General features: G+C 71.3%; 13 protein-coding genes. 12 read left to right on the top strand and 1 reads right to left on the bottom strand.

Going from position 1 to position 14,118, the window contains the following annotated elements:
- The first annotated feature begins 68 nt into the window (after window positions 1–68).
- From OG302_RS38240 to OG302_RS38275, 8 genes are all read left to right on the top strand, one after another.
- The gene (locus tag OG302_RS38240; protein WP_371749337.1) at window positions 69–1,565 is read left to right on the top strand and encodes a sugar ABC transporter ATP-binding protein; all 1,497 of its coding nucleotides are present in this window, start codon (window positions 69–71) and stop codon (window positions 1,563–1,565) included.
- Window positions 1,562–2,602, top strand: a complete 1,041-nt coding sequence (locus tag OG302_RS38245) for an ABC transporter permease (protein WP_371749338.1) — start codon at window positions 1,562–1,564, stop codon at window positions 2,600–2,602. Before OG302_RS38240 ends, OG302_RS38245 begins: the two co-directional genes overlap by 4 nt.
- Window positions 2,595–3,596 (top strand): ABC transporter permease, encoded by a 1,002-nt coding sequence (locus OG302_RS38250; protein WP_371749339.1) that lies wholly within the window; start codon window positions 2,595–2,597, stop codon window positions 3,594–3,596. Before OG302_RS38245 ends, OG302_RS38250 begins: the two co-directional genes overlap by 8 nt.
- Before the next feature lie 43 nt (window positions 3,597–3,639).
- Entirely contained in the window at window positions 3,640–4,755 is a 1,116-nt protein-coding gene (gene rhaS / locus OG302_RS38255) for a rhamnose ABC transporter substrate-binding protein (protein ID WP_371749340.1), read from the top strand.
- A 57-nt stretch (window positions 4,756–4,812) separates the two neighbouring features.
- A complete protein-coding gene (locus tag OG302_RS38260) occupies window positions 4,813–5,829 on the top strand; it encodes a LacI family DNA-binding transcriptional regulator (RefSeq protein WP_371749341.1) in 1,017 nt (338 codons plus the stop codon).
- A 68-nt stretch (window positions 5,830–5,897) separates the two neighbouring features.
- Window positions 5,898–7,211 carry an alpha/beta fold hydrolase gene (locus OG302_RS38265; protein WP_371749342.1) on the top strand — a complete coding sequence of 438 codons (1,314 nt, stop codon included), beginning with the start codon at window positions 5,898–5,900 and terminating at the stop codon, window positions 7,209–7,211.
- 39 nt (window positions 7,212–7,250) lie between these two features.
- Entirely contained in the window at window positions 7,251–8,003 is a 753-nt protein-coding gene (locus tag OG302_RS38270) for a PIG-L deacetylase family protein (protein ID WP_371749343.1), read from the top strand.
- Window positions 8,004–8,077: 74 nt separating this feature from the next.
- Window positions 8,078–8,914: an enoyl-CoA hydratase/isomerase family protein gene (locus tag OG302_RS38275; RefSeq protein ID WP_371749344.1), complete on the top strand. Its 837-nt coding sequence runs from the start codon at window positions 8,078–8,080 to the stop codon at window positions 8,912–8,914.
- Window positions 8,915–8,989: 75 nt separating this feature from the next.
- Here OG302_RS38275 and OG302_RS38280 read toward each other — a convergent pair whose 3' ends face one another.
- Window positions 8,990–9,937, bottom strand: coding sequence for an SDR family oxidoreductase (locus OG302_RS38280; RefSeq protein WP_371749345.1), 948 nt, complete (start codon window positions 9,935–9,937; stop codon window positions 8,990–8,992).
- 132 nt (window positions 9,938–10,069) lie between these two features.
- Here OG302_RS38280 and OG302_RS38285 point away from each other — a divergent pair, with 132 nt between their 5' ends.
- The 4 genes from OG302_RS38285 (at window position 10,070) to OG302_RS38300 (ending at window position 14,101) form a co-directional block, all read left to right on the top strand.
- Window positions 10,070–10,747, top strand: a complete 678-nt coding sequence (locus OG302_RS38285; protein ID WP_371749346.1) for a helix-turn-helix domain-containing protein — start codon at window positions 10,070–10,072, stop codon at window positions 10,745–10,747.
- 80 nt (window positions 10,748–10,827) lie between these two features.
- Window positions 10,828–11,796, top strand: a complete 969-nt coding sequence (locus OG302_RS38290; RefSeq protein WP_371749347.1) for an NADPH:quinone oxidoreductase family protein — start codon at window positions 10,828–10,830, stop codon at window positions 11,794–11,796.
- The gene (locus OG302_RS38295) at window positions 11,793–12,977 is read left to right on the top strand and encodes an acyl-CoA dehydrogenase family protein (RefSeq protein WP_371749348.1); all 1,185 of its coding nucleotides are present in this window, start codon (window positions 11,793–11,795) and stop codon (window positions 12,975–12,977) included. Before OG302_RS38290 ends, OG302_RS38295 begins: the two co-directional genes overlap by 4 nt.
- On the top strand, window positions 12,974–14,101 hold the full coding sequence (locus tag OG302_RS38300; protein WP_371749349.1) for an acyl-CoA dehydrogenase family protein: 1,128 nt from the start codon (window positions 12,974–12,976) through the stop codon (window positions 14,099–14,101). Before OG302_RS38295 ends, OG302_RS38300 begins: the two co-directional genes overlap by 4 nt.
- Window positions 14,102–14,118: the final 17 nt, after the last annotated feature.

The raw sequence follows: 14,118 nt of genomic DNA on the forward strand, positions 1-14,118 counted from the left end.
GATGACGCCCGCCCGGTGATTCCCGCAGTCAGAAGCCGCATGCCCTTCGTGACCGATCGGTGCTACCCATGAGAGAGCCCCCCGTCCTTGCCGTGCAGGGCCTGAGCAAGTCCTTCGGGGCCGTACGCGCCCTGCACGACGTCTCCCTGGAGCTGTACGCCGGTGAGGCGCACGCCCTCGCGGGCGAGAACGGCGCAGGGAAATCCACCCTCATCAAGACCCTCGCCGGGGTCCACCGGCCGGACGCGGGAGAGCTGTCGCTCGACGGGTCCCCGGTCGTGTTCCACGGCCCCGGCGACGCCCGGGACGCGGGCGTCGCCGTCATCTACCAGGAGCCGACGCTCTTCCCCGACCTCTCCGTCGCGGAGAACATCTTCATGGGGCGCCAGCCACGCCGCTCCTTCGGCCGCGTCGACCACAAGGCCGTGCACGCCGCGGCCGACGCGCTCTTCAAGCGCCTGGCCGTGGACCTCGACCCCGAACAGCCCGCGCGCGGCCTGTCGATCGCCGACCAGCAGATCGTCGAGATCGCCAAGGCGCTCTCCTTCGACGCCCGGGTCCTGATCATGGACGAACCGACCGCCGCCCTCACCGGCAGCGAAGTGGCCCGGCTCTTCGGCGTCGTCCGCACCCTGCGCGAACAGGGCGCCGCCGTGCTGTTCATCTCGCACCGTCTGGAGGAGATCTTCGAGCTGTGCCAGCGCGTCACCACGCTGCGGGACGGTGGCCTGATCGCGAGCGAGCCGCTCGAAGGTCTGACCGAGGACGATCTCGTACGCCGCATGGTGGGCCGCGACCTCGACGAGCTCTACCCGAAGCAGGACACAAGGGTGGGCGACGTCGCGCTGAGCGTCCGCAGGCTGACCCGTGAGGGCGTCTTCACCGACGTCTCCTTCGACGTGCGGCGGGGCGAGATCGTCGGGCTCGCGGGACTCGTCGGGGCCGGGCGCAGCGAAGTCGCGCGGGCCGTGTTCGGCGTCGACCGGTGGGACGCCGGAACGGTCGAGGTGCAAGGCAAGGCGCTGACCAACGGAGCCCCCAGCACCGCCATGGCCGCCGGGCTCGCGCTCGTCCCCGAGGACCGGCGCGCCCAGGGCCTCGTGATGGACATGTCGATCGAACGCAACATCGGGCTCACCGGACTGCGTACGACGGTACGCGCGGGCCTCATGGACCGCGGCGCCGAACGCAGCCGCTCGCTCGACTGGGCGGTGCGACTTCAGGTGAAGTACGCGCGCATCGCCGACGCCGTCGGCACCCTGTCCGGCGGCAACCAGCAGAAAGTCGTCCTCGCCAAGTGGCTGGCCACCCGACCCCAGGTGCTGATCGTGGACGAACCGACCCGCGGCATCGACGTCGGCACCAAGGCCGAAGTGCACCGACTGCTCTCCGGACTCGCCGCCGACGGGGTCGCGGTCCTGATGATCTCCTCCGATCTGCCCGAGATCCTCGGCATGGCCGACCGGGTCCTCGTCATGCACGAAGGGCGGCTCACCGCCGAGATCCCGCGCGCGCGGGCCACCGAGGAGTCCGTGATGGCGGCCGCCACCGGGAGGACGGCATGAGCGTGACCACCCAGAGCCCGGCACCCGCCGTGGACCCCGAGAAGGCCGCGGGCACCCGTCTGGTGGACCGCGTCTTCAAGATGCGCGAACTCGCCATCCTCCTTGTCTTCCTGGTGATGATCGGCATCACCCAGGCGGGCAACAGCGAGTTCCTGTCCGAGCAGGGCATCAAGGACCTGCTCCTGAACGCGACCATCCTCGTCCTGGTCGCGACCGGCCAGGCCCTCGTCGTCATCACCCGCAACGTCGACCTGTCGGTCGGCTCCACCCTCGGGATCAGCGCCTTCGCCGCCGGCAACTACCTCCAGGGAGGCGGCAACTCCACGGTCGCGATACTCCTGGCCGTCGTGCTCGGTGTCGGCTGCGGGCTGCTCAACGGGGCGCTCGTCAGCCTCGGCCAGGTCCCCGCGCTCGTCGTGACGCTCGGCACCCTCTACATCATCCGGGGCATCGACTCCATCTGGGTCGGCTCCCGGCAGATCACCGCATCCGACCTGCCGGACGGCTTCGTCGACTTCGGGTCCGGCGGGATCTCCGCCGTGCCGTACCTGGCGCTCATCGCGCTGGCCGTCCTGGTGGTGGTCGCCCACTACCTGCGGCACTTCGGCGGCGGACGCGAGCTCTACGCGCTCGGCTCCAACCCCGAGGCCGCCCGGCTCGCCGGCATCCCCGTACGCAAGCGCATCCTCGCCGCGTACACCGCGTGCGGGGCGCTCGCCGGACTCGCCGGCGCGCTCTACCTGGCCCGCTTCGGCAACGTCGACTCCGCCACCGGCAACGGCTACGAACTCACCGTCGTCAGCGCCGTCGTGGTCGGCGGCGTCGTCTTCACCGGCGGCTCCGGGAGCGTCTACGGCGCGGCACTCGGCGCGCTGCTCCTGACCTCCATCAACAGCGTGCTTCCCGCGCTCGGCGTCAGCTCCGTGTGGGTGCTCGCCATCAACGGCGTGCTGCTCGTCCTGGCCATCGCCGTCGACCGGATCGTCGCGCTGCGCGTCGCCAAGGCCCTGAAGAAGAGGAACGCACGCCATGGCTGACTCCAACCGGCTCTCGCTCACGCGCGCCGTCCGCTGGGACACCGTTGTCGGCACTCTCCTTGTCGTCCTCCTCCTGATGTCGTTCGCCTTTGTCGACGGTTTCGGGAACGCCCTCAACCTGTCGTTCCTCATCGGCAACACGCTGCCCATCGCGCTGATCGCCCTCCCGATGACACTTCTCGTCGTCTCCGGAGAGATCGATCTGTCGGTGGCGTCGACGGCGGGACTCTCCGGATCCGTGATGGGCGCGCTCTGGAACGCGGGCATGGCCATCGAGACGATCATCCCGGTCGTGCTGCTCCTCGGAGTCGTCTGCGGCCTCGTCAACGGACTCCTGGTGACCCGTCTCGGGCTGCCCTCGCTCGCCGTGACCATCGGCACCATGGCCGCCTACCGGGGCATCGCACAGATCGTCCTCGGGTCGGACGCCGTGACCGACTTCCCCTCGCAGTACCTGGACTTCGCGGCCGGACGCATCGGCGACACCTTCCTGCCGTACGCCTTCCTGCCCTTCCTCGCGCTGCTCGCCATCGCCGTCGTCGTCCTGCACGCCACCCCCTTCGGGCGCTCGCTCTTCGCGATCGGCGCCAATGAGGAGGCCGCGCGGTTCGCGGGCGTACGCGTCAAGCGGCACAAGCTGTGGCTGTTCGTCTTCACCGGCCTCATGGCTTCGCTCACCGGCGTCTTCTGGGCCCTGCACTACGCGAGCGCCCGCTACGACAACGCCACCGGCCTCGAACTGTCCGTCGTCGCCGCCGTCCTGCTCGGCGGCATCGACTTCGACGGCGGCAAGGGAACCCTCGGCGGGGCTATCGCCGGAGTCTTCCTGCTCGGTGCGCTGCAGAACGCGATGAGCCTGCTCAACGTCTCCGCGCAGTCGCAGATCGTCGTCACCGGCGTGCTGCTCGTGGTGTCCGTGCTCGGGCCGCGCGTGGCCCGCCAGATCGCCGTCGCCCGAGCGGGCCGCCGCGCCGCCGCGGCTCCCGCCCGCTGACCCCTCGTACCTCCCGAAGTCCGCAGTCCGAAAGGGACCAACGATGCTCTCTCCCCGCCGAACCGTCCGCCGCTCCGGCCGCCGCACTGCCCTCACCCGCGCCTGCGTGACCCTGGCAGCCGTCACCTCGCTCGCCCTCACCTCCACCGCCTGCGGAGGCACCACCAAGGACTCCTCGAAGGGCGACGACGCGGCCAAGGCGTCGAACGCCAAGGCCGACCCGGGCGCGGCGATCAAGAAAGGCCTCACGGTCGCCTTCCTGCCCAAGCAGGTCAACAACCCGTACTTCACCGTCGCCGACAAGGGCGGCGAGAAGGCGCTCAAGGAGCTCGGGTCGTCGTACAAGGAGACAGGACCCAACAGCGCCACCGACACCAGCGGGCAGGTCTCCTACGTCAACACGCTCACCCAGCAGCAGGTGGACGCCATGGCCGTCTCCGCGCAGGACCCCGGCGCCCTGTGCACCGCCCTCAAGCAAGCCATGAAGAACGACATCAAGGTCGTCACGTACGACTCGGACACCAACCCCGGGTGCCGTGACGTCTTCGTCTCGCAGTCCAGCGCCGAGGCGCTCGGCCGCACCCAGGTGGAGCTGCTCGGCAAGCAGATCGGCTACAAGGGCGACATCGCGATCCTCTCCGCCGCCCAGACCGCGACGAACCAGAACACCTGGATCGGCTACATGAAGGACGAGCTGAAGAAGCCCAAGTACAAGAACATGAAGCTGGTCAAGACCGCCTACGGCAACGACGACGCCCAGCAGTCCTTCCAGCAGACCCAGGGGCTCCTCCAGGAGCACCCGAAGCTGGCCGGGATCATCTCGCCGACGACCGTCGGCATCAAGGCAGCGGCCCAGTATCTCTCGGGATCGAAGTACAAGGGCAAGGTGAAGCTCACCGGCCTCGGGACGCCCAACGACATGCGCCAGTACGTCAAGAACGGCACAGTCGAGGGCTTCGAGCTGTGGGACCCGGCCAAGCTCGGCGCACTGGCCGCGCACACCGCCGTGGCGCTGGAGTCCGGCCGGATCACCGGCAAGAAGGGCGAGAAGTTCGAGGCGGGCGACCTGGGCACCTTCACCATCGGCGACAAGGGCGTCGTCGATCTCGGTGAGCCGACCGTCTTCGACAAGAAGAACATCGACCAGTACAAATTCTGAGGGGATCGCACGCGGTGGTGCACGAGGCACCGCCCGAGCAACGGAACAAGGGGACGCATGGTCGGCATCAAAGACGTGGCGAAGCACGCCGGCGTGTCGGTGGGCACCGTGTCGAACGTGATCAACCGCCCGGACGTCGTCTCCGAAGAGACACGCCACAGGGTGCAGTCCGTGATCGACCGGCTCGGCTACGTCCGCAGCGAGTCCGCACGGCAACTGCGCGCGGGGCAGAGCCGCATCATGGCGCTGCTCGTGCTCGACATGGGCAACCCCTTCTTCGTGGACGTCGCGCGCGGTGCCGAGCGTGCCGCGCGCGACGCGGGGCTCCGCGTCATGATGTGCAACAGCGGACAGAGCCCCTCCGAAGAGGCCGAATACCTGGCGCTCTTCGCCGAGCAGCGGGTACGGGGGGTGCTGCTGACCCCGGCCGACGCGACGGGGCGCAACATCGAGGCGTTCCGCAGGCACGCCATCCCGTTCGTCCTGGTGGACCGGGTCGCCGAGGGCGCCACCGAGTGCTCCGTCTCCGTGGACGACGTCCTGGGCGGTGCGCTCGCGGTGCGCCATCTCGTCGACGCGGGGCACCGCAGCATCGCGTACGTGAGCGGCCCGCCCGGCCTCAACCAGGTCAAGGACCGCAGGCAGGGAGCGCTGCAGGCACTCGCCGAGGCCGGTCTGCCGGCGTCGGCGCTGCGGGAACTGCCCACCGAACGCCTCGACGTGGCCGCCGGACGCGACGCGGGCGCCCGCGTCCTGGGTCTCGCCGAGCGGCCGACCGCCGTCTTCTGCGCCAACGACCTGCTCGCCCTCGGGGTGCTCCAGGCGATGTACGCGGCCGGGGTGAGCGTGCCCGAGGACATCGCCATCGTCGGCTACGACGACATCGAGTTCGCAGCCGCTGCCGTCGTCCCACTCACCTCGGTGCGCCAGCCCGCCATCAAGATGGGCGCCATGGCCGCGGAACTCCTCCTGGAGGAGACCGAGTCGGACACCGACCCCGCGGCGCACGATCACCGGCGCGTGGTGCTCCAGCCGGAGCTCGTGGTGCGGCGCTCCAGCCTGGCGCCCCGCTGACCGCGTCCGCGACGGGTGTGCTGAACTGGGGCGAAGTGTCCCGTTCCGCATGCCGCCCAGGAGCTCTCTTGACCGCCACCGCCTCCTACCGCCAGCCCGGCGTCGTCCTCACCGACCACCGCTTCTCCGTGCCCCTCGACCACGACGATCCGGCGGGGGAGCGGATCGAGGTCTACGCCCGCGAGGCCGTGGCGAGCGCGCACGGGGACCACGGAGGCGACCTGCCGTGGCTGGTGTATCTGCAGGGCGGCCCGGGATTCGGGGCCAACCGGTTCGTGGGCAAGGAGGCATGGCTGGGCAGGGCCCTCCAGGACTACCGGGTGCTCCTCCTCGACCAGCGCGGAACCGGCAGCTCCACCCCGGCGACGCGCCAGACGCTCCCGCTGCGCGGCGGACCCCGTGAGCAGGCCGACTACCTCACGCACTTCCGCGCCGACTCCATCGTCCGCGACTGCGAGCTGATCCGGCGCGAGCTGACCGGCGGCGCCCCCTGGACCGTGCTCGGGCAGAGCTTCGGCGGCTTCTGCGCGACCCACTACCTCTCGGCGGCCCCCGAGGGACTGAACACCGCCATCATCACCGGCGGCCTGCCCACGCTCGACGGCCACGCGGACGACGTCTACCGCGCCGCCTACCCGCGCATGGAGCGCAAGACCGCGGCCCACTACGCCCGATACCCCCAGGACGTCGAGCGCGCCCGCCGCATCGCCGCCCACCTCGCCGAGCACGAGCCGGTGCTCAACGGCGGCTACCGGCTCACCGTCGAGGCGTTCCAGTCCCTCGGCATGCTGCTCGGCATGGGCGACGGCAGCCACCGCCTCCACTTCCTCCTTGAGGACGCCTTCGTGCGGACCCCTGCCGGACACACGCTCTCCGACGCGTTCCAGGAAGGCGTACAGGCCGCACTCTCGCACTGGGGTCACCCGCTCTTCGCCCTCCTGCACGAGACGATCTACGGCCAGGGCGATCGGTCCACCGACTGGTCGGCCCAGCGGCTGCGCGGCGAGTTCCCGCAGTTCGACCCGGGCAAGGCGCTCGCCGGGGACGCGCCGCTCCTCTTCACCGGCGAAGCCGTCCAGCGCTGGCAGTTCGACTGCGACCCCGCCCTGCGCCCGCTGCGCGAGACCGCCGACCTGCTCGCCGCACGCACCGGATGGACGCCCCTGTACGACACGGCTCGCCTCGCCGCGAACGAGGTGCCGGCCGCCGCCGCGATCTACCACGACGACCTGTACGTCGACACCGGCCACTCGCTGCGCACCGCCCGCTCCATCCGCGGTCTGCGGACCTGGGTCACCGACGAGTACGAGCACGACGGGCTGCGGGTCGGATCACCGCGCGTCCTCGACCGGCTCCTGGCTCTCGCCAGGGGGGAGGCCTGACCCCTCCGCGACGGGGTCCCGCGAAGCTAGGCTGCGGGCATGACAGAGCCGTTGAACGAGAACGACCAGCTCACGCCCATGCCCGAGGACTGGCAGCGGGCCCTCGCCGTCGTCGCCCACCCCGACGACCTGGAGTACGGCTGCTCCGCCGCGATCGCCGGCTGGACGGACGGCGGCCGCGAGGTCGCCTACCTCCTGGCCAGCCGGGGCGAGGCGGGCATCGACACCCTCGACCCCGCCACGTGCGGCCCGCTGCGCGAGCGCGAGCAGCGGGCGAGCGCGGCCGTCGTCGGTGTGTCGACCGTGGAGTTCCTCGACCACAGGGACGGTGTGATCGAGTACGGGACGGCGCTGCGCCGCGACATCGCCGCCGCGGTCCGCAGGCACCGGCCGGAGCTTGTGATCACCCTCAACCACCGCGACACCTGGGGCGGCGTCGCCTGGAACACCCCGGACCACGTGGCCGTCGGCCGCGCCACCCTCGACGCCGTCGCGGACGCGGGCAACCGGTGGATCTTCCCCGAGCTGATCGAGGAGGACGCACTTGAGCCCTGGAACGGCGTGCGCTGGGTGGCCGTCGCCGGTTCCTCGTCGCCCACGCACGCGGCGGACGCGACGGCCGGTCTCGAACGCTCCGTGCGCTCGCTCCTGGAACACCGCACGTACATCGAGGTGTTGACCCAGGAGGACCCCGAGAAGTACTGCCGTGAGTTCCTCACTGGCAACGCGCAGCGGGTGGCACCGCGCTTCGGCGGTAGGCCCGCGGTGTCGTTCGAGGTCTTCAGCCGCTGAGCCACCGCCACTACGCTGACGGTACGTCACATGCCTGACGGGCCGTCAGAAACGTAGGCAGGAGCTGGTGCTGGATGATCGACACCATCGGCACGGACATCCCGGAGGGCGAGGAGCGGCTGCGTCTCGACATCGAGGACGGCCTCGGCATCCTCACCCTCTGCCACCCGCGCAAGCTCAACGCGTGGAGCTGGGAGTCCACGCGCCAGCTCGGCATCTTCGCCGACCGGATCCGCTTCGACGATTCGATCAGGGCAGTGCTGCTGCGCGCGGAGGGGCGGGCGTTCTGCGCCGGGATCGACGTAACCGCCCAGAACGGCGGTGCGATCGGGGGCCGTTCGGGCGCCGAGCGCACGCGCAACTACTACGAGGGGCTGCGCTGGGTCCATGAGCGCTTCCGCACCTTCGCGGGCCTTCCGCAGCCCATCGTCGCAGCCGTGCAGGGGTACTGCCTCGGGTTCGGCTTCGAACTCGCGCTGATGGCGGATGTGCGGATCGCGTCCGACGACGCGGTGTTCGCGCTGCCCGAGGCGCAGATCGGCGTCGCGGTGGACGCGGGCGGCGATCTGCGCATCGCGCGTGACGCGGGCGCGGGCTGGGCCAAGCTGCTCTCGCTCACCGGCCGCCGCATCGACGCGGCCACGGCAGAGCGGCTGCGGCTCGTCCAACTCATCACTCCCGTCGCCGAGTTGACCAAGGCGGCTCGCGAGATCGCCGGCGAGATCGCGGCGAACGCGCCGCTCGCCGTGCAGGGCATCAAGCGGGGCATCGACGCGTACGCGGACGCGGGGATGGACGCTGCCCTCGACCGGGTCGCGATGAACGCGGCGATCACGCTGACGTCGGAGGACTCGCGGGCCGGGTACGCGGCGAAGGGGGAGCGCAGGGCGGCTGCGTTCAAGGGGAAGTAGGCGGAAGCAGCGGGTGGGAGGCAGGCGGTACGGCCACGGCCTGGGGTCGCGGCCGGCGCGGCCTCGGGAGTGGCGCTACCGGCCGAAGGGCCCTCGCCCCAGCTGCTCGCGCACCGTCACCATCTCCGGGCTCACCAGGCCCCGCCGCTGCCAGTTCGCGCCGTCCACCACCAGCGTGTGCCCGGTGATGAAGCGGGCGTAGGGCGAGGCGAGGAAGGTCGCGGCCCAGCCCAGTTCGCGCGGGGCGCCGACGCGCAGGGCGGGCTGGCGCGAACTCAACTCCCTTCGGCGGGAGTCTGATTCGCCGCCCTCCGCAGCCGTAGCCGCGGTCGTGGCCCGGTCGAGATTCTCGCGGATGTCCGCGGTCATGTCCTCGTGCGGCATCAGACCCGGCACCAGGCCGTTGACCTGGATCCCGTATGGCCCCCACTCCACCGCCAGGCTCTCGACGAGGCTGTGCACGCCCGCCTTGGCCGCCGCGCTGTGCGCGAAACCGGGGCCGCCCGTCCACGCGTACGACGCCCCTATGTTGATGACGGAGCCGGGTGTGCCCGCCGTGAGGTGGCGGCGGGCGAACTCCCGCGTCATGAAGAACGTCCCGGTCAGCGTGATGTCCACGACCGAGCGCCACGCGTTCGGGGACATGTCCTCGGCGGGCACGGGGAAGTTCGCCGCCGCGTTGTTGACCAGGACGTCCGGCAGGCCGTACGCGTCCTGCGCCGCGTCGAAGACCTCGGCGACGCGGTCCGGGTCCCGGATGTCGCACGGCACGGCCGCCACCCGCCCGCCGAGGCCCGCGAGCTCGTCCCGCGCCGCCTTCAGCCGCTCCTCCTTGCGGCTGGCGATCACCAGATCCGCCCCGAGCCGCGCGAACTCCGCGGCGATCGCCTTGCCGAGACCGGTGCCGCCGCCGGTCACGAGGACGACCGCCCCGTCGTACGTCCCCTCGGGCAGCGCGCTCGTGCCGTGCGGGGCGGGTGCCGGGAGCCCCGGCGGCGCGCCTGCGCTCACGTGGTCCGTCATGGCGGCATCGATACCGCGTAACGCTTCAAAGCTCCATGCTTGTACGGACTTCATGCGGACGTCCCGCCGAGACGACCGTCGCAATGTCGGTGCATTATTGACAATCGACTTTGCCGATACTGCAATGGATCCATGGCAGAGAACAAGGCAGAACGCAAGGCAGAGAACAGGTCGGCAAGCAAAGAGGCGGCGGCTGCGGCGGACAGCAGCGGCGACGACGGTGCGAACCTGGACGGGGTGCTGGCCGAGGTCGGCCCCCGCCTGCGGCGCATCCGCAAGGAGCGCGGTGCGACCCTCGCGGGCCTCGCCGCCGCCACCGGCATCTCGGTGAGCACCCTCTCCCGGCTTGAGTCCGGCCACCGCAAGCCCAGCCTCGAACTCCTGCTCCCCATCGCGCGGGCCCACCAGGTCCCCCTGGACGAGCTGGTCGGCGCCCCGCCCGTCGGCGACCCCCGGGTGCGGGCCAAGCCGATCGTCCGTAACGGACGGACGATGGTCCCGCTGACCCGCCAGCCCGGCGGCCTCCAGGCGTACAAGGTGCTCGAGCCCGTCCGCTCCGTCCAGCCCGATCCGCAGACCCACGAGGGGTACGAGTGGCTGTACGTCCTGTCGGGGCGGCTGCGGCTCGTGCTCGCCGATCATGACGTGATCCTCACGGCGGGCGAGGCCGCGGAATTCGACACGCGGCTCCCGCACTGGTTCGGGTCGACGGGGGAGGGGCCCGCGGAATTCCTCAGCCTGTTCGGGCCGCAGGGCGAGCGGATGCACGTAAGGGCGCGGCCCGCTCAGGAGAAGCGCAAAGCGGACTGACGAGACGGTTCCCCTGCCTGCAAGCGACCGCTTAGTATGCGACCGAGCTCGGTCTACGAAAGCCCCAGTGGAGGCCCCGCATGCAGGCATGGCAAGTGCACCAGAACGGCGAGCCGAGCGCGGTGATGCGCCTCGAAGACGTGGACCGGCCGGTGCCCGGCGACGGACAACTGCTCCTCAAGGTCCGTGCCGCCAACATCAACTTCCCCGACGCGCTGCTCTGCCGCGGGCAGTACCAGGTCACGCCCCCGCTGCCGTTCACGCCCGGCGTGGAGATCTGCGGCGAGACCGAGGACGGGCGGCGGGTGATCGCCAACCCGGCCCTCCCGTACGGCGGCTTCGCCGAGTACGCGCTCGCGGACGCGGCGACCGTGCTGCCCGCCCCCGACGCCCTGGACGACGCAGAGGCCGCCGCGCTGCACATCGGCTACCAGACGGGATGGTTCGGCCTGCACCGCCGCGCGCACCTCCAGGAGGGCGAGACCCTCCTGGTGCACGCTGCCGCCGGCGGTGTCGGCAGCGCGGCCGTCCAGCTCGGCAAGGCGGCGGGCGCCAAGGTCATCGGCGTCGTCGGCGGCGCCGCGAAGGCCGAGGTCGCGCGCGAGCTCGGCTGCGACCTGGTCATCGACCGGCGTACGGAGAACGTCATCGGCGCCGTCAAGGAAGCCACCGGCGGCCGTGGCGCTGATGTCATCTACGACCCCGTGGGCGGCGATGCCTACACGCAGTCCACGAAGTGTGTCGCCTTCGAGGGGCGGATCATCGTCGTCGGCTTCGCCAGCGGAGTCATCCCGACGCCCGCGCTCAACCACGCCCTGGTGAAGAACTACGCGGTCCTCGGCCTGCACTGGGGCCTCTACAACACCAAGGACCCACAGGCCGTCCTCCGCTGCCACGAGGAGCTCACCCAGCTCGCGGCCAAGGGCGCCATCAAGCCGCTCATCAGCGAGCGTGTGCCGCTGAGTGATGCCGCCGCGGCCGTCCAGCGGGTCGCCGACGGTGTCACCACGGGGCGGGTGGCCGTGCTTCCCGAGGGGGCCGGCGCATGACGGATGCCGTCGAACTGCGCAGCCGTACACAGGAGTTCCTCGCCGCGCACCCGCCGGCGGCGACCGAACGCGCCGCCTTCCTGAAGGCCCGCTTCGACGCCGGGCTCGCCTGGGTGCACTACCCGGAAGGGCTCGGCGGGCTCGGCGCCCCCCGGTCCCTGCAGGCTGTCGTGGACGCCGAGCTGGAGGCCGCGGGCGCGCCCGACAACGATCCGCGCCGCATCGGGATCGGCCTCGGCATGGCGGCCCCGACCATCCTGCGCTTCGGCACCGAGGAGCAGAAGCGGAGATTCCTGCGGCCGCTGTGGGTCGGCGACGAGGTGTGGTGCCAGCTCTTCAGCGAGCCGGGCGCCGGATCCGACCTCGCGGCGCTCGGCACCCGCGCCGTCCGCGACGATGGGGGCACCTGGGTGGTCAACGGCCAGAAGGTGTGGACGTCCGGCGCGCACGCCGCCCGCTGGGCCATCCTCATCGCCCGCACCGACCCGGAGGTGCCCAAGCACCGCGGCATCACGTACTTCGTCTGCGACATGACCGACCCGGGCGTCGAGGTGCGTCCGCTGCGGCAGATCACCGGCGAGGCCGAGTTCAACGAGGTCTTCCTCACCGACGTACGCATCCCGGACGCGCACCGGCTCGGAGAGATCGGCGACGGCTGGAAGGTCGCGCAGACCACCCTCATGAACGAGCGCGTGTCCATCGGCGGCGCCCGCATCCCGCGCGAGGGCGGCATGATCGGCCCGGTCGTCGAGGCCTGGCGCGAGCGCCCCGAACTGCGCACGCACGACCTGCATCAGAGGCTCCTCAAGCTGTGGGTCGAGGCCGAGGTCGCCAGGCTGACCGGCGAGCGGCTCCGCCAGCAGCTCGTCGCTGGACAGCCGGGCCCGGAGGGCTCGGGCATGAAGCTCGGGTTCGCCCGCCTGAACCAGGAGATCAGCGGCCTGGAGGTGGAACTCCTGGGCGAGGAGGGGCTGTTGTACGAGGACTGGACGATGCGGCGGCCCGCGAAGGTCGACTTCGTCGGCCGTGACGCGGGCTACCGCTATCTGCGGGCCAAGGGCAACAGCATCGAGGGCGGCACGAGCGAAGTGCTGCTCAACATCGTCGCCGAGCGCGTCCTCGGACTCCCCTCCGAGCCGCGCACCGACAAGGACGTCGCCTGGAAGGACCTCGCCCGATGAGTGCGCAGCCCCCGCAGATCTCGCAGCCCGCGCCGCGCGACCTGCTGTACTCCGAAGAAGAAGAGGCGCTGCGCTCGGTCGTGCGCGGCCTCCTCGCCGACCACTGCGACGCCACCGCCGTGCTCACCCGCACGGAGTCCGCCGAGCCGCACGACCACGACCTGTGGAAGGCGCTCACGGACGGCATGGGTCTCGCGGGCCTGCTCGTGCCCGAGGACTTCGGCGGCCAGGGCGCCACGCACCGCGAAGCCGCCGTCGTCCTTGAGGAGTTGGGCCGCGCGGTCGCCCCCGTGCCCTATCTGACCAGTGCGGTGATCGCGACCGAGACGCTGCTCGGCTGTGAGAGCGACGCGGCGAGGGAACTCCTCGGCGCGCTCGCCTCGGGACGCACGGTCGGCGTGCTCGCCGTGCCGCTCGGCACCGCTCCGGGCGGCGTCCTGCCCAACGTACGCACGGAGAGCGGTGCCCTGCACGGCAGCGTGTCCGGTGTCGCCGACGCGGTCGCCGCCGACGTCCTTCTCGTGCCGACGGGTGCGGGGATCTTCGCGGTGGACGCGGACGACGCCGGTGTGACCGTCACGCCGCAGACCTCGCTCGACCTCACCCGGCCACTCGCCACGGTCACCTTCGAGGGCGCACGCGCGCGTGCCGTCGGTCCGGAATCCGAAACCGCCGTACGGCGTGGTCTGCGGGCGGGGGCCGGGCTCCTGGCGTCCGAGCAACTGGGCGTCGCGGACTGGTGTTTGACCGAGACCGTGCGCTATACGAAGGAACGGCACCAGTTCAACCGGCCCGTCGGCTCCTTCCAGGCGCTCAAGCACCGCCTCGCCCAGCTCTGGCTCGAAGTGGTGAGCCTCCGTGCCGCCGCCCGCAACGCGGCCGACACCCTCGCCGCCGGAAGCGAGGACGCCGATGTCGCTGCGGCCCTCGCGCAGGCCTACGCGTCACCGGCCGTGGTGCACATCGCGGAGGAGGCGCTCCAGCTGCACGGCGGCATCGGCATGACGTGGGAGCACCCCGTCCACCTCTATCTCAAGCGGGCAAAGGCCGACTCGATCGCGCTCGGCACGGTGGGGCGCCACCGGGAGGAGCTGGCCGCGCGCGTGAGCCTGCCGGCTCCCTGACCTCGACCGTCGACCGG

Source organism: Streptomyces sp. NBC_01283 (genome assembly GCF_041435335.1).
In the GTDB taxonomy this organism is placed as follows: Bacteria; Actinomycetota; Actinomycetes; order Streptomycetales; family Streptomycetaceae; genus Streptomyces.